14 protein-coding genes and 1 tRNA gene are annotated in these 18318 nt (G+C 67.2%); 8 read left to right on the top strand and 7 right to left on the bottom strand.

Going from position 1 to position 18318, the window contains the following annotated elements; translation table 11 throughout:
- Window positions 1–9 precede the first annotated feature (9 nt).
- The 3 genes from IEY07_RS07610 to IEY07_RS07600 form a co-directional block, all read right to left on the bottom strand.
- Window positions 10–1401 carry a DUF4032 domain-containing protein gene (locus tag IEY07_RS07610; protein WP_188894599.1) on the bottom strand — a complete coding sequence of 464 codons (1392 nt, stop codon included), beginning with the start codon at window positions 1399–1401 and terminating at the stop codon, window positions 10–12.
- 109 nt (window positions 1402–1510) lie between these two features.
- Entirely contained in the window at window positions 1511–2602 is a 1092-nt protein-coding gene (locus IEY07_RS07605) for an ABC transporter ATP-binding protein (RefSeq protein WP_188894598.1), read from the bottom strand.
- Between the two features lie 251 nt (window positions 2603–2853).
- Window positions 2854–4236: an L-serine ammonia-lyase gene (locus IEY07_RS07600; RefSeq protein WP_188894597.1), complete on the bottom strand. Its 1383-nt coding sequence runs from the start codon at window positions 4234–4236 to the stop codon at window positions 2854–2856.
- A gap of 214 nt (window positions 4237–4450) precedes the next feature.
- Here IEY07_RS07600 and tdh point away from each other — a divergent pair, with 214 nt between their 5' ends.
- From tdh to IEY07_RS07585, 3 genes are all read left to right on the top strand, one after another.
- A complete protein-coding gene (tdh, locus tag IEY07_RS07595) occupies window positions 4451–5479 on the top strand; it encodes an L-threonine 3-dehydrogenase (protein ID WP_188894596.1) in 1029 nt (342 codons plus the stop codon).
- Between the two features lie 12 nt (window positions 5480–5491).
- The gene (locus IEY07_RS07590) at window positions 5492–6655 is read left to right on the top strand and encodes a glycine C-acetyltransferase (RefSeq protein ID WP_229669876.1); all 1164 of its coding nucleotides are present in this window, start codon (window positions 5492–5494) and stop codon (window positions 6653–6655) included.
- A 298-nt stretch (window positions 6656–6953) separates the two neighbouring features.
- Window positions 6954–8576, top strand: coding sequence for an HNH endonuclease signature motif containing protein (locus IEY07_RS07585; protein ID WP_188894594.1), 1623 nt, complete (start codon window positions 6954–6956; stop codon window positions 8574–8576).
- 99 nt (window positions 8577–8675) lie between these two features.
- On the opposite strand, the gene IEY07_RS07580 is transcribed toward IEY07_RS07585, so the two are convergent.
- A complete protein-coding gene (locus IEY07_RS07580) occupies window positions 8676–9179 on the bottom strand; it encodes an O-acetyl-ADP-ribose deacetylase (RefSeq protein ID WP_188894593.1) in 504 nt (167 codons plus the stop codon).
- Window positions 9180–9334: 155 nt separating this feature from the next.
- On the opposite strand from IEY07_RS07580, the gene IEY07_RS07575 reads away from it, so the two are divergent.
- From IEY07_RS07575 to IEY07_RS07560, 4 genes are all read left to right on the top strand, one after another.
- A complete protein-coding gene (locus tag IEY07_RS07575) occupies window positions 9335–10633 on the top strand; it encodes a beta-ketoacyl-[acyl-carrier-protein] synthase family protein (protein ID WP_229669826.1) in 1299 nt (432 codons plus the stop codon).
- Between the two features lie 66 nt (window positions 10634–10699).
- A complete protein-coding gene (locus tag IEY07_RS07570) occupies window positions 10700–12337 on the top strand; it encodes a class I adenylate-forming enzyme family protein (RefSeq protein WP_188894591.1) in 1638 nt (545 codons plus the stop codon).
- A 147-nt stretch (window positions 12338–12484) separates the two neighbouring features.
- Window positions 12485–13627 carry a sulfotransferase family protein gene (locus IEY07_RS07565; protein WP_188894590.1) on the top strand — a complete coding sequence of 381 codons (1143 nt, stop codon included), beginning with the start codon at window positions 12485–12487 and terminating at the stop codon, window positions 13625–13627.
- A gap of 68 nt (window positions 13628–13695) precedes the next feature.
- Window positions 13696–13768, top strand: a tRNA-Thr gene (locus IEY07_RS07560).
- 40 nt (window positions 13769–13808) lie between these two features.
- Here IEY07_RS07560 and IEY07_RS07555 read toward each other — a convergent pair.
- Window positions 13809–14711 carry a Gfo/Idh/MocA family protein gene (locus tag IEY07_RS07555; RefSeq protein ID WP_268239192.1) on the bottom strand — a complete coding sequence of 301 codons (903 nt, stop codon included), beginning with the start codon at window positions 14709–14711 and terminating at the stop codon, window positions 13809–13811.
- A gap of 146 nt (window positions 14712–14857) precedes the next feature.
- On the opposite strand from IEY07_RS07555, the gene IEY07_RS07550 reads away from it, so the two are divergent.
- Window positions 14858–15868: a hydroxyacid dehydrogenase gene (locus tag IEY07_RS07550; RefSeq protein ID WP_229669825.1), complete on the top strand. Its 1011-nt coding sequence runs from the start codon at window positions 14858–14860 to the stop codon at window positions 15866–15868.
- A 32-nt stretch (window positions 15869–15900) separates the two neighbouring features.
- Here IEY07_RS07550 and manA read toward each other — a convergent pair whose 3' ends face one another.
- On the bottom strand, window positions 15901–17088 hold the full coding sequence (manA, locus tag IEY07_RS07545) for a mannose-6-phosphate isomerase, class I (protein ID WP_188894587.1): 1188 nt from the start codon (window positions 17086–17088) through the stop codon (window positions 15901–15903).
- Window positions 17085–18197 (bottom strand): Gfo/Idh/MocA family protein, encoded by a 1113-nt coding sequence (locus tag IEY07_RS07540; RefSeq protein WP_188894586.1) that lies wholly within the window; start codon window positions 18195–18197, stop codon window positions 17085–17087. Before IEY07_RS07540 ends, manA begins: the two co-directional genes overlap by 4 nt.
- Window positions 18198–18318 lie beyond the last annotated feature (121 nt).

The raw sequence follows: 18318 nt of genomic DNA, 5'->3' as shown, positions 1-18318 counted from the left end.
GGCGCGATCTCAGGCCTGCTTCTGGCGCTCGGCGCTGCGGCGTCGCAACGCTTCGATATCAAGGAATCCTGGTTGCACGTCGGCTTCGGTCTCCGCGGCGGGATCGTCCTCCCACGGGTCGTACGGCTTGTCCTGCTCGCCGTCGGCGAAACCCTGGGACGGATCGTACGGATTCTCCAGCCGGCCCAGCTCGTCGCTGTCGGGGACCTCGACCTGTTCGTCGGGCAGGTTGCGCAGCACCGTTCGTACGTAGCTCTTGGTGGCGTCCGGCATGGAGATCTCGTGGCCGGCCCGCTCGGACTCGAACCAGCGGTGGTCGAGCACCTCATGATAGATCTGGGCCGGCTCCAGCTTGCCCCGCAGGTCGCTCGGGATCGCGGCGAGCACGGGCTCGAAGCGCTGTTGCAGCCACTGGTGGGCGACGATCGCCTCGTCGGCGTTCTGCTGGTCGGTCTGGGCCCGGAAATAGTCCAGGTCGTTGAGCAGCCGCCGGGCCTGGTTCTCTTCGACGTCCAGCCCGGTCAACCGGAGCAGCCGGCGGGTGTGGTGACCTGCGTCGACGACCTTGGGTTGGATCCGGACCGTCGAACCGGCGAAGTCGGTGGTGATGTCCAACTCCGCGACGTCGAAACCCAGCGCGTTGAGCCGCCGGACACGGCCCTCGATGCGGTGCATCTCACTGCCGTCGAATTCCTCGACCTCGGTCAGCTCGGCCCACAGCTCCCGGTAGCGGCTCTCGATGGTCTCGACCAGGGTCTGCGGATCCAGCGACTCGTCCAGCAGGCCGCCGGCCTCGACATCAAGGAACTCTCCGAAGAGGTTGGTCCGGGCGATCGACAGGTCGTGTTCGCGCTGGCCGTCGGTCAGCTCCTCGTGCAGTTCGCCGGTCTCCGCGTCCACCAGGTAGGCAGCGAACGAACCGGCATCGCGACGGAAAAGCGTGTTGGACAGCGACACGTCGCCCCAGAGGAAACCGACCAGGTGCAACCGGGCCAGCAGCACGACCATCGCGTCGACCAGGCGGTTGACGGTGTCCTGGCGGACGCCCCGGTTGAACAAGGACCGGTAGGGCAGCGAGAACTGCAGATGTTTGGTGATCAGCACCGAGTCCAGGACTTCGCCGTCGGGGTCGTAGCGCTCGGTGACGACGCCGAACGGCTCGACCGACGGGGTGGCCAGCCGGTTCAGGTCGCGGAGCATCTCGTACTCGTGCCGGGCCAGGTGCTCCACGACCTCTTTGAAGGCGTAGATCTCCTTGCCGACGCGGACGAACCGGACGACGTGGCGGGAGATGCCTCGCGGCAGCGCGACCAGATTGTCGGTCGGCCAGTCTTCCAGCGGCTTGTCCCAGGGCAGGGTGATCAGCTGGGGATCCGGCCTGGCAGACAGGAATCGGGGCACTGTTTTCCTTGAACGGGTCTAGCCGAGAGGCCGCGAGCCCCCGGACGCACCAGGCGCCGGGGGCTCGCGAACTTGCAGCTATCTCTCCTGGAGCTTCTCGCCGGGGCGATCAGTCGGAGATGCGATCGCCGCTGCTGGTCGAGAACACGTGCAGGTGCTCGGGATCAGCGGTCAGCCGTACGGTGTTGCCGCGGCCCGGCGCCTGACGTGCGGAGATCCGGGCGACGTACTGCTGGCCGGTGATCTCGTTGTCGGTGGCGCCGCTCAGGGTGCCGTAGAGGTAGCTGTCAGCACCGAGTTCCTCGACCATCACGACGTCCAGCGGGATGCCCTGCTCGGCGATCGAGAGATTCTCCGGGCGGATGCCGACCGTGAGGGTCTTCTCGTTGCCGGCCTTGGCCAGCACGTCGCGGGCGATCGGCAGCGTGTAGTCGCCGATCTTGACGCCACCCTCGGTGGCCTCGCCCTCGATCAGGTTCATGGCCGGCGAACCGATGAAGCCGGCGACGAACAGGTTCTTGGGCTTGTCGTACAGGCTCAGCGGGCTGTCGACCTGCTGCAGCAGGCCGGCGCTCATCACGGCCACCCGGTCGCCCATCGTCATGGCCTCGACCTGGTCGTGGGTGACGTAGACGGTGGTGACACCCAGGCGGGCCTGCAGGGCACCGATCTGGGTACGGGTCGAAACGCGGAGCTTGGCGTCCAGGTTCGACAGCGGCTCGTCCATCAGGAAGACCTGCGGCTGACGGACGATGGCGCGACCCATCGCGACGCGCTGACGCTGACCACCGGACAGCGCCTTCGGCTTGCGGTTGAGGAATTCCTCCAGGCCGAGCAGCTTCGCGGCGTCGAGGACGCGCTGCTGACGCTCGGCCTTCGGAACATTGGCCATTTTCAGGGCGAAGCCCATGTTGTCGGCAACGGTCATGTGCGGGTACAGCGCGTAGTTCTGGAAAACCATCGCGATGTCGCGGTCCTTCGGCGGCAGATCGGTGACATCACGATCGCCGATCGTGATGCTGCCGGAATTCACCTCTTCCAGGCCCGCGAGCATGCGGAGCGAGGTGGACTTGCCACAGCCGGAGGGGCCGACCAGGACCATGAATTCGCCGTCACCGATCTCGAGTTCGAGTTTGTCGACAGCGGGTCGGTCCGACCCAGGATAAATGCGAGTTGCTTCGTTAAAAGCCACGGCAGCCATGCCGCACTTCCTTCCACGGGCAGGTACGTGCCCGACGATCCGTAGTGGATAGAAACTGTGGCCCAAGGATGCCATGCGGCCGTCCCGGCGACAACTACCACCCCCCGGGTCGACTCCCTGCGGCTGCCGCGACCTGGCACCACCAATTGCGAGTTTTCGGGGGCGACCCCGAACCCCGGGCCGGTCGCCTCCTCAGACCGGCTTGCGGGGCGGTTGCTCCGCACGCTCCGCAACCACGAACCGCCGGGTGGCTAACACTCCACGATGTTGACGGCGAGGCCGCCGCGGGCGGTCTCCTTGTACTTGATCTTCATGTCCCGGCCGGTCTCCATCATGGTCTTGATCACCTTGTCCAGGCTGACGGTGTGCCGGCCGTCGCCGCGCAGGGCCAGCCGGGCAGCGGTGATCGCTTTCACCGAGCCGACCGCATTTCGTTCGATACAAGGGATCTGGACCAGTCCGCCGACCGGATCGCAGGTCAGTCCGAGGTGGTGTTCCATGCCGATCTCGGCGGCGTTCTCGACCTGGTCGACGGTGCCGCCGAGCAACTCGGTCAAGGCTCCGGCGGCCATCGAACAGGCGGTGCCGACCTCGCCCTGGCAGCCGACCTGGGCGCCGGAGATCGAGCCGGTCTGCTGGTAGATGGCCCCGATCGCGCCGGCGGTCAGCAGGAAGCGGATGATCTCGTCGTCGCCGACACCGGGCACGAAGCGTACGGCGTAGTGCAGCACGGCCGGGATGATGCCCGCCGCACCGTTCGTCGGGGCGGTGACCACCCGGCCGCCGGCGGCATTCTCCTCGTTGACGGCCAGGGCCCACAGCGAGACCCAGTCCATTGCGGCCAGCGGGTCTGCGTCCTGTGAGGGTGCCGGAGAGCCGGCCAGCTGCTGGTGCAACTCGCTGGCCCGGCGGCGTACCTTCAGCCCACCCGGCAGCGTGCCGGGCGTGGTGCAGCCGTGCGCGACGCAATCGGCCATCGTCTGCCAGATCCGCAGCAACCCGTCCCGGACCTCGGGCTCCGGCCGCCGCGCCACCTCGTTGGCGAGCGCGACGTCGGAGATCGACAGGTCTCCTGTGTGGCAGATGGCCAGCAGTTCGTCACCGGTCCGGAACGGATAGGGGACCGCGGTCGGATCCGGCTGCAGGGTCGGCCGGCCGGATCCGTCGTCGTTCAGGACGAAGCCGCCACCGATCGAGTAATAGGTGCGTTCGGCGAGCACCAGGCCGCTCGCGTCCCACGCGGTGAAGATCATGCCGTTCGGGTGGAAAGGCAGCGACTTGCGGCGATGCAGGACCAGATCCTCGTCCGGGGCGAAGTCGATCTCGTGCCGGCCGGCAAGACAGATCGTCCTGGTGTCGCGCATCTCCTGCGCACGTTTCGGCCCGGTGTCGGTGTCGACCTTCTCCGGATCCTCGCCCTCCAGTCCCCAGAGCACGGCGTTCTCGCTGCCGTGACCATGGCCGGTGGCACCCAGGGACCCGTACAATTCGGCCCGCACCCGGCCAACGCGCGCCAGGGCGCCGGAGTCGGCAAGCTCAGTCGCGAACCGTCCGGCGGCGCGCATCGGGCCGACGGTATGGGAACTGGACGGGCCGATGCCGATACTCAACAGATCGAAGACACTGATGCTCACGACGTGGTCACGGTTCCGATCTCCATGCTCCCAGTATCCGCATCGCACCACCCCCGCGTGTCGCTACCCCGGGAGCGGCCGAGCTCTGCCAAGACTTGGTTCCAAGCGTCCTCTCCAACGACGGCGGGTGCGTGGCGCGGTGCCGGGTATGAGCCGGCACCGCTTTGTTTTCCCCCTCCAGGCCGCGATCGGGCGATGGAATAGGTTCAGCGGTGTGAAAGCGCTGGTGAAAACGACAGCCGGACCCGGACTCGAGCTGGCTGACGTGCCAGAGCCGACCGTGGGGCCCACCGACGTCCTGATCGAGGTCAAGCAGACGGGGATCTGCGGGACGGATCTGCATATCGAGGGCTGGGACGACTGGGCCGCCGGCCATGTGACCGCGCCGCTGATCGTCGGCCACGAGTTCTCCGGTGTCGTGGTCCAGGTCGGCCAGTCGGTCACCGACGTCGCCGTCGGAGACGTGGTCAGCGGCGAGGGTCACCTGGTCTGCGGCCGTTGCCGCAACTGCCGAGCCGGCCGCCGGCATCTGTGCATCAACACCCGCGGTATCGGGGTCCAGTTGGACGGCGCCTTCGCCGAATACATCGCGATCCCGTCGTCCAACGTCTGGGTGCACACCAATCCGATCGGCTTCGACGTCGCGGCGATCTTCGATCCCTTCGGCAACGCCGTGCACACGGCGCTGACCTTTCCGATGCTGGGGGAGGACGTGCTGGTGACCGGCGCCGGACCGATCGGGATCCTGGCGGCGATGGTCTCCCGGCACGCGGGCGCGCGGAACGTGGCGATCAGCGATCTGAGCGAGCCGCGGCTGGAGCTGGCCAGCCGGCTCGGTGTGAGCGTCGCGCTGGACGCCCGACAGCACAAACCGCAGGACGCGTACGCCGAGCTCGGCATGTTGGAGGGATTCGACGTCGGGCTGGAGATGTCGGGCAGCCCGGTCGCGCTGCGGGACATGATCGGCTCGATGACCCACGGCGGCCGCATCGCCGTGCTCGGCCTGCCGTCCGGAGAGATCAACATCGACGTCGCGACGGTGGTGTTGAACATGCTCACGATCAAGGGCATCTACGGCCGGGAGATGTTCGAGACCTGGTACGCGATGTCGGTCCTGTTGCAGAGCGGGCTGGACATCTCCGGAGTGATCACCGATCGCTTCGACCACACGGAATTCGAGAAGGCGTTCGCGACAGCGCGGTCCGGGCACGGTGGCAAAGTGATCATGAGTTGGGAGAAGTAGATGTACGGGTCGATGAAGGATCAGTTGATCACCGAGCTGGAGCAGCTGAGGGTCGAGGGCCTGTACAAGGCCGAGGCGGTGATCGACACACCTCAGTCAGCCTCGATCGGCGTCGGGGGTGAGACGGTTCTCAACCTGTGTGCCAACAACTACCTCGGCCTCGCCGATCATCCGGCGATGATCAAGGCTGCCCACGAAGCCTTGGAGCGTTGGGGATTCGGGATGGCATCGGTGCGGTTCATCTGCGGCACCACGGCACTGCACAAGCAGCTCGAGGCCAAGATCTCCGGCTTCCTCAAGACCGAGGACACGATCTTGTACGGATCCTGCTTCGACGCCAACGGCGGTCTGTTCGAGACCTTGCTGGGCGATCAGGATGCGATCATCTCCGACGAGCTCAACCACGCCAGCATCATCGACGGCGTACGGCTGTCGAAGGCCCGCCGGCTGCGCTATCGCAACCGCGACATGGCCGATCTGGAGGCCCAGCTGCAGGTGGCCGCCGACGCGCGGTATCGGCTGATCGCCACCGACGGCGTCTTCTCCATGGATGGTTATGTCGCCCCGCTGGACAAGATCACCGAATTGGCCGAGAAGTACGACGCTCTGGTGATGGTGGACGACTCTCACGCCGTCGGCTTCGTCGGCCCGACCGGGGCCGGCACGCCGGAACTCTTCGGTGTCCAGGACAAGATCGACATCGCGACCGGGACCCTGGGCAAGGCGCTCGGTGGCGCGAGCGGTGGTTACACCTCGGCGCGCAGTGAGATCGTCGAGATCCTGCGGCAGCGGTCCCGGCCGTATCTCTTCTCGAATTCACTGGCCCCGTCGATCGCCGCGGCCGCCGTCGCCGCGCTCGACCTGCTGGAATCCTCGGGCGACCTGTTGGAGCAGTTGCGTGAGAACACCGCGTACTTCCGTGAGCAGATGAACCAGCGGGGCTTCGAGATCCCAGAATCTGATCATGCGATCGTCCCAGTGATGATCGGCGACGCAGTGCAGGCTGCCCAGATGGCCGACAAGCTGCTTGCCGACGGCATCTACGTCCGTGCCTTCTCCTATCCGGTGGTGCCGCGCGGCAAGGCCCGGATCCGCACCCAGATGTCGGCCGCGCACACCCGGGATGATCTTGATCGGGCAATCGCCGCCTTCGAGCGGGCGCGCGAAACGGTTTGATCAGCGGTTCACAAGCGATCGTCGTGCCCTCGGTTGAGGCGACCGTCTCCATGGACAACTCCTGGGTGGTCGGTCTCCCTGCGCGCCCCGCATCCATCCTGACGAGCGATCCGGCTCCGGGGACCCGATCCAGGCAGGCTTCGACTGCGCCTTACCGGAACTGTCGGAGGCTTGTTGTAGCGTCGCGGGGGGACACCTGTCGGTCATGCCCGGGGTTGCCGATTTTCTCTTGTATGTAAGGGATTCCGGAGATTTCGGGTGTTGCATTCGTACGGGGGATCGAATAGAATCTGTCGTTATGGGGTATCAGTCGTTGTCGGGGCCGGAGTGGCTTCCGGGTGAGCTGGATGCCCTGTTCGCGAGGGAGCCGGAGGAGTTGGAGCCGACGGTCCCGGATCCTGAGGATCCCTGGCCGGTGGACGTTGACGATGAAGATCTTGGCGGCTGGTTCGAGTCTGACCCCGATTACGACCCGGTTCCCGATTCCGGTCCTCGCTCCGATTCGGGTCCGGGCTGTGGCGGGGCGTCTGTGTCTCCGGTGTCGGTGGTGGATCGGTTTGCTGGCGCGGTGGGCCGGTTGTCGGCGGATCTGGATGATCTGGCGTCGTTGGCTGGCGATCCGGGGCTCGGCTTGGCCGACGGGGACTTGTTGATCCGCTGGGTGCAGCAGTTGGAGCGGTCCAGGAATCGGTTGCAGGTTCCGGATCAGGTGTTGCTGAATTTGATGGAAGCGGCCGGGTGTCGGGTGGATGGGCCGCTCGGTTTGTTCGCCAGTCCGCAGGCGTTTCTGGCCGCTCTGGTGGGGGTGCCGGTGGGTCAGGCGCGGGCCCGGGTGCAGGCGGCCGGTCTGTTCGCCCCGACGGTCGGCACGGATGGTCAGCGGGTGCCGGCAAGGTTTCCGGTGTTGGCCGAGGCGATCGGGTCGGGGGAGATTTCTGCGGACCGGGTGTGGTTGGTGACCAAATCCCTGGTGGAGTGGGAGAAGCTGCTCCCGGTCGACGGTAACAACGTCACTGCTGAGACCTTGGTTGAGGCCGAAGGACTGTTGGCGGCTCAGGCGCGGGTGTTTGGTGGCCGGCAGTTGATGCAGGTGTTGGATCGGGTGGCGGCCTGGTTGTGTCCGGACGGGATGGTGGATGACCGTCCGGCGCAGGATGCGGTGCGGGGGTTGGAGGTCCGTCCGATCGACCGGGGCATGCATAAGGGCATGTATCGGGTCGAGGGTCGGCTGACCGCTGAAGCCGGGGCGAAAGTGTTGGCGGTGTTGGATCCGTTGTCCAAGCCTCAACCGGTCACTAATGAGTCTGGGCATCTGGTCGAGCAGGACTGTCGGGACCGCGGCCAACGTATGCACGATGCGCTCGAGACGGTGATGGATCGCAGCCTTCGGGCGGGGGAGTTACCAGCTCATGGTGGGACGCCGGCGACGTTGATCCTGCTCGCCGAGGAGGACGAGTTCGTTGCGGGTACGGGTACGGGTACGGGTGCGGGTGTGACCGAGACCGGCGACCGCTTGCCGATGGATGTGGTGCGCGGTCTGGCGGATGAGGCCGAGATCGTCCGCACGGTGTTTCACAAGCAGACCCGGGAAGTTCTCTCCCTGGGTCGGACCCGCCGGCTGGCGTCGTATGCGCAGACTCTTGCTCTGGCCGCTCGGGATGGTGGGTGCACGTTCCCGGGCTGTGACAAGTCGCCGAAGTGGTGTCAGCGTCATCACATTGTGGATTGGGCCAAGGGCGGCAAGACGGATCTGGTGAATCTGGCGTTGTTGTGCCCGTTTCATCATGCCCGGTTTGCTCGGCATGGCTGGTCGGCTGAGTACCAGGCTGGCAGGGTGTGGTGGCGGCCGCCGAAGATCATCGATCCGGAGCAGAAACCGATCCTGAACATCCGCCACCGCGCCGGACCACTCCTCACCTGAGTCGCGAGGGAGGCAGAGGTCCCGGGTCACGCGGTCAGCTGCGGGCGCCAGTGCGCCTGGCGGGCAAGACCTCGCGGAGTTGATCGCCCGCGCCCGCGATCAGGCCGAAGTGAATGCGTCGTAGGTATCCTGCCCGAAGAGTACGAAGATCACTTCGCCAACCGCGGTTCCGGCGGAACGCACAGTGCTGACGCCGATTCGGGCTGCGTCATCAAGCGGCCATCCGTAGATCCCGGCCGAGATGGCTGGGAACGCGACGGTCTTCGTGCCGAGCTGGTCAGCGACGCGGAGCGACTCCCGATAGGCCGAGGCCAACAGCGCAGATCGATCCTCGGCCTTCGCGTACACCGGGCCGACTGTGTGGATGACCCACCGCGCCGGCAATCGTCCGGCGGTCGTCGCCACCGCCTGCCCGGTGGGCAGACCGTCCGGGTAGCGGGTCCGCCGCAGCTCCCGGCATTCGGCCAGGATCTCCGGCCCGCCGCGGCGATGGATCGCGCCATCGACGCCGCCGCCGCCCAGCAGCGACGAGTTCGCCGCGTTGACGATGGCATCGGCGCTGACCGTGGTGATGTCGGTCTGGATGAATCGCAGCTCGGTCATGCCACCACGCTAATCATCCGGTGTTCACGACCCCGCGCTGGTGTGTAGCCGCACTCCGCTCTATGTTTGACGGTGAATTAACGACCAGTCGTACGCCAAATCCGACCAGGACCCGCGGACGACGGGTCACCGGACGTCCGAATGGGGAGCACGGCTTGAGTAACGCGTTGGCCCACGAGGTTGTGATCACGGGTTTCGGGGCGGTCACGCCTGTCGGCAACGACCGCGAAAGCACCTGGCGTGCATTGCTTGCGGGCACGTCCGGCGTCGCCGAGATCACCCAGTTCGACTCCAGCGACTTCGCCGTCCACATCGCCGCCGAGGTCAAGGGTTTCGACCCGTCGAGTGTGCTGATCGGCAAGCGACTGCGCCGATCGACCCGATTCACCCACCTGGCGGTCGCCGCCGCGCGGGAGGCCGCATTGGACGCCGGCCTGATTCCCCCGGAGGCTGACGTCCCGCGGGACGAGCGCGACCGCGTCGATCTGGCCGAGGGCATCGATGCGACCAGGGTGGGCGTCGTGATCAATGCCGCCGTCGCCGGCTTCGACACCATCGAGCACGCGACCCGGCAACTGCTCGGTGACGAACAGGGTCGGATCAGCCCGTACTTCGTCTCCTCGTCGCTGACCAACATGCCGGCCTGCGAGGTGGCGATCGATCTCGGCCTGCACGGTCCGGTGACTGCCAGCGCATTGGCGTGCGCGAGCGGTGTCTACGCCTTCCTCGAGGCCCGCAGGCTGATCCTGTCCGGCGAAGCCGATGTCGTGGTCTGTGGTGGCACCGACGCCGCGATCACGCCGGCCATGTTCGCCGGACTGCAGGCGATGGGTGCGCTCAGTAAGTACGACGGCGACCCAGCCAAGGCGTCCCGACCGTTCGATGCCGACCGGGACGGATTCGTCTTCGGCGAGGGCGCGGTGGTTGCGGTCCTGGAGTCGGCCGAGCACGCCGCATGCCGGAGCGCCAAGCCGTACGCCGCGGTCGCCGGCGGTGCGCTGACCGCCGACGCGTTCCACGTCAGTGCACCCGAACCGACTGGCACGTACGCCGCCAACTCGATCTCGGTCGCGCTCCGCAACGCCGGCGTCAAGCCGGACGAGGTCGACTACGTCGCCGCGCACGGCACCTCGACCAAGGCCAACGATCGTACCGAGACCGCCGCCCTGCACCAGGCGTACGGGGACGCGGCCGGCAAACTGGCGATCAGCAGCCCGAAGTCGATGGTCGGCCATCTGATCGGCGCTGCCGGGGCTCTTGGCGCGATGGCATCGGTACTGGCGATTCGGGACCAGATCGTGCCTCCGACGATCAACCTCGACACCGCCGACCCGGACTGCGACCTGGATTATGTGCCCAACGTCGCGCGGCGGATGCCCGTCGGTATCACCGCGACCAATGCCTTCGGATTCGGCGGTCAGAACTGCGTGGCGGTGTTCAGCGCCGTACAGTGACCGACATCGCCGCTCGCGGCGAGAGCCGGTCGCCGGAGACCGGGGTCGAGGAAGATCGAGGGGAACATGTCGTACAGCTATGACAACAGCGCGTACCGCGCCACATTCGACGCCAACTTCACTTACCTGGCAGGGTTCTGGCGCAATGTCGGCCGATTCGGCGACCGGCCCGCGCTGATCGACCCGGCAGCCGGGACCAGCTGGACCTACGCCGAACTCGGCGAGGTTGTGGCCCGGCTGGCGCAGGGCCTCGCCGACCGCGGTGTCGGCCCCGGCGACGTCGTCACCTATCAGCTCTTCAACTCCGCCGAATTCGCCCAGCTCTACTTGGCCGTCGAGCAACTCGGGGCGGTCGCGTCGCCGATCAACTTCCGCTTCTCCGCCGGTGAAACCGCTCACGTGCTGGACGACAGCCTGCCCAAGGTGTTCATCTACGACTCGAGCCTGGCCGAGGCTACTGCAAGCGCATTGGAACTGGCCGCACATCGTCCGAATGCGCTCGTGGCCGTCGGCGGTGAACCGGGGATCGACGGCGCCGAGCGTTACGAGGAGCTCCCGGCCGGCCCGGGGATCGGGACCCCGCACCCGACCGCCGCCTGGGACGAGACTCTGCGCCTGTACACCTCGGGGACCACCGGTATGCCGAAGGGGGTTTCGCTGCCGAACTCCGCCGAGGTGCTCAGCGCCCACGACGTGATCATGCACTTTCCGCTGGCGCCGCAGGACAAGACTCTGAATATGACGCCGTGGTTCCACCGCGGCGGGATATCCTCCGGCGGCCCGCAGCCGGTCTTCTACGTCGGTGCCGCATCGGTGATCCTGAAGCACTTCGACGCCGATGTCGTTCTCGATCTTGTCGAGCAGCAGGGCCTGACCTTCCTGGTCGGCGCCCCTACCAACCTGGCGTTGCTGGCCGCCGCCCAGGAGGAGAGTCCTCGGGACCTGGGCACGCTGTCCGGCATCGTCACCATGGGTGCTCCGCTGGAACGGGCTGCCTGTCTGCGCTACCAGCGGGTGCTGACTCCACGGATCTTCAACGGCTATGGCACCACCGAGGCATTCTGGAACACTTTCCTCCGACCGGCTGACCTGCCCGACCACGCCGGCAGTGCCGGCCAGGCCTGCACCGACGACGACGTCCGCGTCGTCAACGTCTACGAAGATCATCCGGCCGACCCGGATGATCTTGCGCCGAAGGACGGCAGTTCCACCGGCGAGGTGATCATGCGCTCGCTGAAGTCAGGATATGCGTACGTGAACAAGCCGGACGAGCAGGAGGCGAAGTTCCGCGACGGCTGGCTCTACTCCGGCGACCTCGGCACCTGGGACGCCGCGGAATTCGTGACCATCGTCGGACGTAAGGACGACATGATCATCTCGGGCGGGGAGAATGTGCACCCGGTCCAGGTCGAGGAGGTGCTCAACGAGCACCCCGGCGTGGCTGATGCGATCGTGGTCGGGCTGCCCGACGAGCGATGGGGCGAGGTGGTGGTCGCCTATGTCCAGCGCACCGACGGCACGGTGTCGGCCACCGAACTCGACAAACACTGCCTGGCCAGCCCGATGCTCGCCGACTTCAAACGGCCGCGTCGGTACGGCTTCGTCGATGATCTTCCTCGGACCGCGACCGGCAAGAAGATGCACTACGTGATGCGTGGCCGGTTGTCCGATTCCGGCGAGGTCGACCGGTTGCACAAACCCTGATTGCGCTTCGGGATTTACTGCAGGTATCAAGGGCGGGTTGATAGTTCCTTCACAGAAGCGCGTGTCAGGATTAGTGCCGATCAGCGGCCGTCCTGCGCCCGTGAACCGGGACGGGTGATCGCGTGCGACTTCGAAGGAGCCCTGCCTGTGCCGGAACCGACGGCGACTGCCGATACCGATCAGCAGACCTCGGAACCTCGACCGACCAACGGTCCGGTTGGCGACGCCGGCGATCCGACCGGTCGCCGGGGCCGTCACCAGTCCCTGTTGATGGTCACCGGGCCCGGCCGCAGCGGCACCAGTGCGGTCACCGGAGCGCTGAACCAGTTGGGCATCCACGTTCCGCCGGTGCTGGTCAAACCGAACCGGAGCAACAACCGCGGCTTTTTCGAGACCCGCTGGGTGGTCGACTTCCAGCGAAAGGTGCTGGAGAAGGCGCACACCTACGAGTTCGACGCCGACCCGCAGGCGGTCGAGCGGATGGCCAAGGCCGACAGTCAACGCAACCGGGAGCAGTTGACGAACTGGCTACGCAGCGCAGTCCGCGGCCATCAGCAAGTGGTCATCAAGGACCCCAGGTCAGTCTGGCTGGACGACCTGTGGGCGGGCGCCGCCGACACGATCGGGCTGACGATCAGCTTCCTGACCATGCTCCGGCATCCAGCCGAGGTTGTGGGCAGTCGGCAGACCTACTACGCGTCGACCGACGATGAGCGCAAGGCTCGTGACTATGCGATCTCCAAGGTGGCCGGCTGGATCAATGTCAGCCTGATCAACGAGCGTCAGACCCGCGGTCGCTCCCGGGTCTTTCTGCGCTACACCGACCTGCTCGACGACTGGCGTACGGCTCTGGGCGGCATTCGCGACCGGCTCGGCCTGGAATTCAACGCCTCGCTGGATCCCGGCACACCGAGCCCGATCGACGACTTCATCAGCCCGGAGCTGCATCGGATCCGGACCGGATGGGACGACCTCGGGGTGCCCGAGCCGTTGCGGGAGTTGGCCGACGAGGTGTGGGCCGCCTGCGAACGACTGGCCGACGACGGAGAGAGCGCCGAACTCGAAGCTGTTTTCGATGCCCTGTCCCGGCGCTACGAACGGCTCTACCGCGACGCCGCGGCGATCACCATCGACACCACCGCATCCGCCGTCTCCCGCGCGGTGGCTCGCGTCACCCGATCTCTGCAGCAGCAACAGACCCGGGACTCCGCCAAATCGCCGTCGATCGGCCGGGCCGTCGCGCTCGGCCGGCGGGCCGCCAGGCGCGTACGCCGCCGGATCGGACGCTGACCGGTCGGCCGGTTTGATCGTTGCGGGGGTCGGCTGTCTAGGATTGGCGCGCACGGTCACCCGTGCGCGCCGCGTTAGCTCAGTTGGCAGAGCGTCGATCTTGTAAATCGAATGTCGGGAGTTCGATTCTCCCACGCGGCTCCGGGAGCAGGACCGGCCGCAATTGCGACCGCGCCGGCGCTCAGGAGCGGACCGCGGTCGCGGACAAGAATGAGCGTGTCGCAGCAAGCGATTCCTCGGTCGTGATCACCGGGCGAGGCTTGCGGATCAGCTGGGTCAGCACCCACTCAGCCGGGTCGCTGAACGGGCCGCAGGAAACTGCGATCGGGTCGCCACCGTTGGTGGCCGAGCGCAGCACTCCGCTGGCGACGTCCCATTCCACCGCGCCGGCCGGCCCGGCAACCTGCAGGATCGACTGGCCCTGGGGCAGGTCGGAGCGTCGGCGGACCTCAAGAGTGACCGGTCGGCGCGGATCTGTGCCGGCCATCGCCAGGATCAGCTCGCCGAAATCGCGATCCTCGTCCGGCTCGTCGGAGATGGTCGTCGACCCCAGGGTCGCGCCGGTCAGCCAGCCGAACAGATCGAGCGCCTCGCCGATGATCCGGTCGAGCTCGCCGCCGCTGACATCGGCCGCCACGATCAGCGACACCAGGTCCGGCGTGCCCAGCGAGCCGGAGGAGACGATCTCACGGGCGGTGAGCGAGGCCGGGTGGCCGCGATAGAGATGAGCTGCCGTCACCTGGTGGCCGCTGGATCGGGCCAGGTCGGTGATCTCGTCCAGTTCCGCGGCTGTCAGGCAGACCGGAGGGGTGACCAGCACATCGGCCCCGCTGCGGAGTGCGTCGATCACCACCGGGCCGGGATTCGGGACGGTGACGGCCACCAGGGACGGCTGGATCGCGGCGAGGAGCTCGCGATGATCGGCAAAGACCGGCAGCTCGTACTGCTGGGCGAACTCGTCGCGGACCTCCGTGTCGGGATCGCTCAGACCTACGATCCGTACGCCGGCCCGCCGTCGCAGCAGCGGCTTGAGATAGCGGCGGTGCCGTGGGTCCGAGCCACCCACCAGGCCGACCCTGATCACCGGGCGACCACTGTGTCGTCGTTATACATGGGATGAGTATTCACGGCCGCCCCCGACGTCGTGCACCCGGACCGGCCCGGCATGATGGGCGGGCCTGCCGAGCGGCCTGCGCGGCAGGACGGGATGGGCTCGACGAGGAGGCACAAGTGGGCATAGCGGAGCGGCCGCGGGTGGCATTGGCGATGGGTGAAGCGGTGGCCGAACGGCAGTTCGGCGGCGGCCGGCTCGACAGGCTGCGCGACAACGTCGAGGTGCTCCCCGGTGTGATCACCGACTTCGCCGGACCCGGTGCGCGGCAGCTGCTCGCGGAGGCCGACATCCTGCTCACCGGCTGGTCCTGTCCACGGATCGACGGCTCCGTGCTGGAGGCGGCGCCCCGGCTGCGGGCCGTGGTGCACGCGGCCGGCACCGTCAAGGCGATGCTGGCCGACGAGGTCTGGGACTCCGGCCTGCTGGTCTGCTCGATGGCCGAGCTGAACGCGCTCCCGGTCGCCGAATTCGTCCTGGCGATGATCTTGTTGGAGAACAAGCGGGTGCTGCCGATCACCGCCGAGCATCGGCGCACGCGACGATTCCCGGCCGAAGCGGTCTATGCCGGAGCCGGGAACTACCGCAAGCGGATCGGCTTGATCAGCGCATCCAAGGTCGGTCGCCGGGTCGCGGAACTGCTACAACCCTTCGAGCTCGACGTGGTGATCGCTGATCCGTACTGCGGGGCAGTGGAGGTCGAGGCACTCGGCGCCACCAAGATCGAATTGGAGGACCTGTTCGCCACCAGCGACATCGTCAGCCTGCATGCACCACTGCTGCCACAGACCATCGGCATGATCAACTCCGACCTGCTGGCTCGGATCAAGGACGGCGCAACCTTCATCAGCACCGCCCGCGGCAAGATCGTTGATCATGACGCGTTGATCGGCCAGGCGCGGACCGGGCGGTTCCGGGTGCTGCTGGACGTCACCGATCCGGAACCACTGCCCGCCGACTCGGCGTTGTGGGACCTGGAGAATGTCGTGATCACTCCGCACCTGGCCGGCTCCAAGGGAGTGGAACTGGACCGGATGGCCGACGGTGCGATCAGCGAGATCAACCGGATCGTCGCCGGCGAGGAGCCGCTCTTCCGGGTGCCGCCGGAGCGCCGCGACCTGCTGGCCTGAACCGGATTCGCGAGGCGGAACGGCCAACTCGTTCAGACCAGGCCGTCGGCGCCGATGAAGACCGTCCCGGACCCGCGGACGACTGCACTCTCCTCGGCCTTCAGGAACGCCGACTGGCCGCGGCCCAGACCAAGATCGAATCCACCGGATCGCAGGGTGACCGAACCGTCGCCGCAGAGCACCACACGCCCGGAGCCGTACGCTGGAATCGCGACGCCCTCGGACGGCGCCTCGTCGACGGCCACCCGCCACAATCCGAATTCCGGCGCCGGCGTGCGGTAGCGGTAGACGGCATCGGACTGCCGCTCGATCGGCACCGGCCCGGCCCAGCCCGGGGTGAAGTCGAGCAGCTTGAGCAACTCGTCCACGTCGATGTGCTTGGCGGTCAGGCCGCCGCGCAGGACGTTGTCGGAATTGGCCATGATCTCCACGCCGAGACCCTTGAGGTAGGCGTGCAGGTTGCCTGCGGGCAGATAGAGGGCGTCGAAGCGCGACAGCGACACACGATTCATCATCAGCGCCGCCAACACCCCCGGATCGCCCGGATTGAAGCTGGCGATCTCGACGGCCGTCCGTGCGAACCGGCCGACCGGACCCGGCTCGGAGACCAGCCGGACCGCGGTGTGGACCACCGAATCGGCCAGCCGGCCGGCCTCCGGCATCCGGAACAACCTGCCGAAGACCTCCTCGATCTGAGCTGCGCCGCCGTTCTGCAATCCCGCGACCAGGTCGAGCGCCTCCGGCTCGCCGAGTGCGGCGAAGAGCTGATAGGTCTCGGCCGGCTCCCGAAAGCCGCAGAGCGCCTCGAAATCGCCGAGCGCACAGAGCGCCTCCGGCTTGGGCCAGTCGTCACGATAGGTACGCTCCGGGGCGTCCCGGGCGATGCCTGCCGCCTCCTCGCGGGCGAATCCCTGCTGCGCCTGTTCGCGATTCGGATGGGCCTGCAGCGACAGCGGCTGGGCCGCAGCCAGCACCTTCATCAGGTAGGGCAGCCGTGGTCCGAACCGATCGACCGCCGCGGTCCCGAGCCAGGCGTTCGGATCGGCCCCGATCGCCGCATCGAGGGTCTGGTCTCCGTCCAGTTCGGCCGGTGCCATCGGATGGGCACCCAGCCACAACTCGGCCTGCGGATCGCCGGTCGGCTCGGCCCCCAGGAAGTCCGGCAGGGCAGTGGTCGATCCCCACGCGTACGGCTGGATCTTGCCGACCAGGCGCTTCACCGACCGCCCTCCTCATGGTTTCCGGGTTCGACTCGTCCGGGTTCGACTCGTCCGGGTTCGACTCGTCCGGGCCCGCCGACCTGATCGAGCCAACGATCCAGCGTTCGGGCCACTCCCAGGGTGTCTACCCACGGAACCAGCGGCGACTCGAGTTCGCCGGCCCGCAAGCGCTGCATCACCTCCTGGGCCTGCAGGGTGTAGCCACCGCCGGGCAGTTGAGTGGTGAGTTCCTCGGAGGTCTCCTCCGGTTGGCCCTCGGCCGGGTCGCCGGTCGGGCTCCGGACGACCGTGATCGACTCCGGCTTGACGACGTTGCCGATCTCGATCCGGCCGTCCTCGCAGTAGACGGTGGTGCGGTTGGCGGGATTCAGGTCCAGGGTGCACAGCGCCGAAGCCGTGGCAGCCGGGCGTTGCGCGGTGGCCGGGTAGGCGTACACCGCCGCGGCATGGGCATCGACACCGGTCCGGGCCCGGTAGCCGTAGCCGTGCACGCTCTCCGGCTCGCCGAGGAACAGATTGACGACGTGGGTCGGGTAGACGCCGAGATCGAGGATCGCGCCACCAGCGAGGTCCGGATTGACCAGTCGGTGATCGTCGTCGCCGGTGAAGCGGAAGCCGAAGCTGACCTCGACGTGGCGGATCGGGCCCAACTCACCGGACCGGGCGATCTCGGCTGCCCTGCGGAGCAGCGGATTGGTGCGCGTCCACAGCGCCTCCATCAGGAACAGCTGCTTCTCGGCCGCGAGCCGGATCAGTTCGTCGGTCTCGGCGAAGCTGGTGGTCAGCGGTTTCTCGACCAGGACCGACTTCCCGGCCTCCAGACAGAGCTTCGCCGACGCGAAGTGATCACTGTGCGGCGAGGCGATGTAGACGACCTCGACGTCGGGGTCGTCGACGAGCTCGGCATAGCTGCCGTAGGAGCGCGCGAAGCCGTGCTCGGCGGCGAACGCGCTCGCCTTCTCGGGCGTCCGGGAGGCCACGGCGGTGAGTTCGGCCTCATCGGGCAACAGGGCCAGGTCGCGGGCGAAGACCCCCGCGATATGGCCGGTGCTGAGGATCCCCCAGCGGACGCGGGGCAGAGTGCTGGCGGGTTCTGCGGTGTCGGTCACATCGGCTATCCAACCGCATCGGCGTACGGCCGTGGCCGGGAGTCCTCGATCAGTCCGCCGGGGGCCGCGCGGCGAGATTCGACGCGCCTGCGGGGGACCGGCTGAATGACACGGCTGTTAT

The sequence above is a fragment of the Microlunatus endophyticus genome (genome assembly GCF_014646195.1).
GTDB classification, from domain to species: domain Bacteria; phylum Actinomycetota; class Actinomycetes; order Propionibacteriales; family Propionibacteriaceae; genus Microlunatus; species Microlunatus endophyticus.
This window is presented reverse-complemented; position numbering and strand designations above follow the sequence as displayed.

Excerpts from the sequence above, each read along its gene's own strand:
- IEY07_RS07605 (WP_188894598.1), bottom strand. The coding sequence starts at position 2,602 with ATGGCTGCCGTGGCTTTTAACGAAGCAACTCGCATTTATCCTGGGTCG.
- IEY07_RS07590 (WP_229669876.1), top strand. The coding sequence starts at position 5,492 with ATGAAGGATCAGTTGATCACCGAGCTGGAGCAGCTGAGGGTCGAGGGC.
- IEY07_RS07585 (WP_188894594.1), top strand. The coding sequence starts at position 6,954 with ATGGGGTATCAGTCGTTGTCGGGGCCGGAGTGGCTTCCGGGTGAGCTG.
- IEY07_RS07580 (WP_188894593.1), bottom strand. The coding sequence starts at position 9,179 with ATGACCGAGCTGCGATTCATCCAGACCGACATCACCACGGTCAGCGCC.
- IEY07_RS07570 (WP_188894591.1), top strand. The coding sequence starts at position 10,700 with ATGTCGTACAGCTATGACAACAGCGCGTACCGCGCCACATTCGACGCC.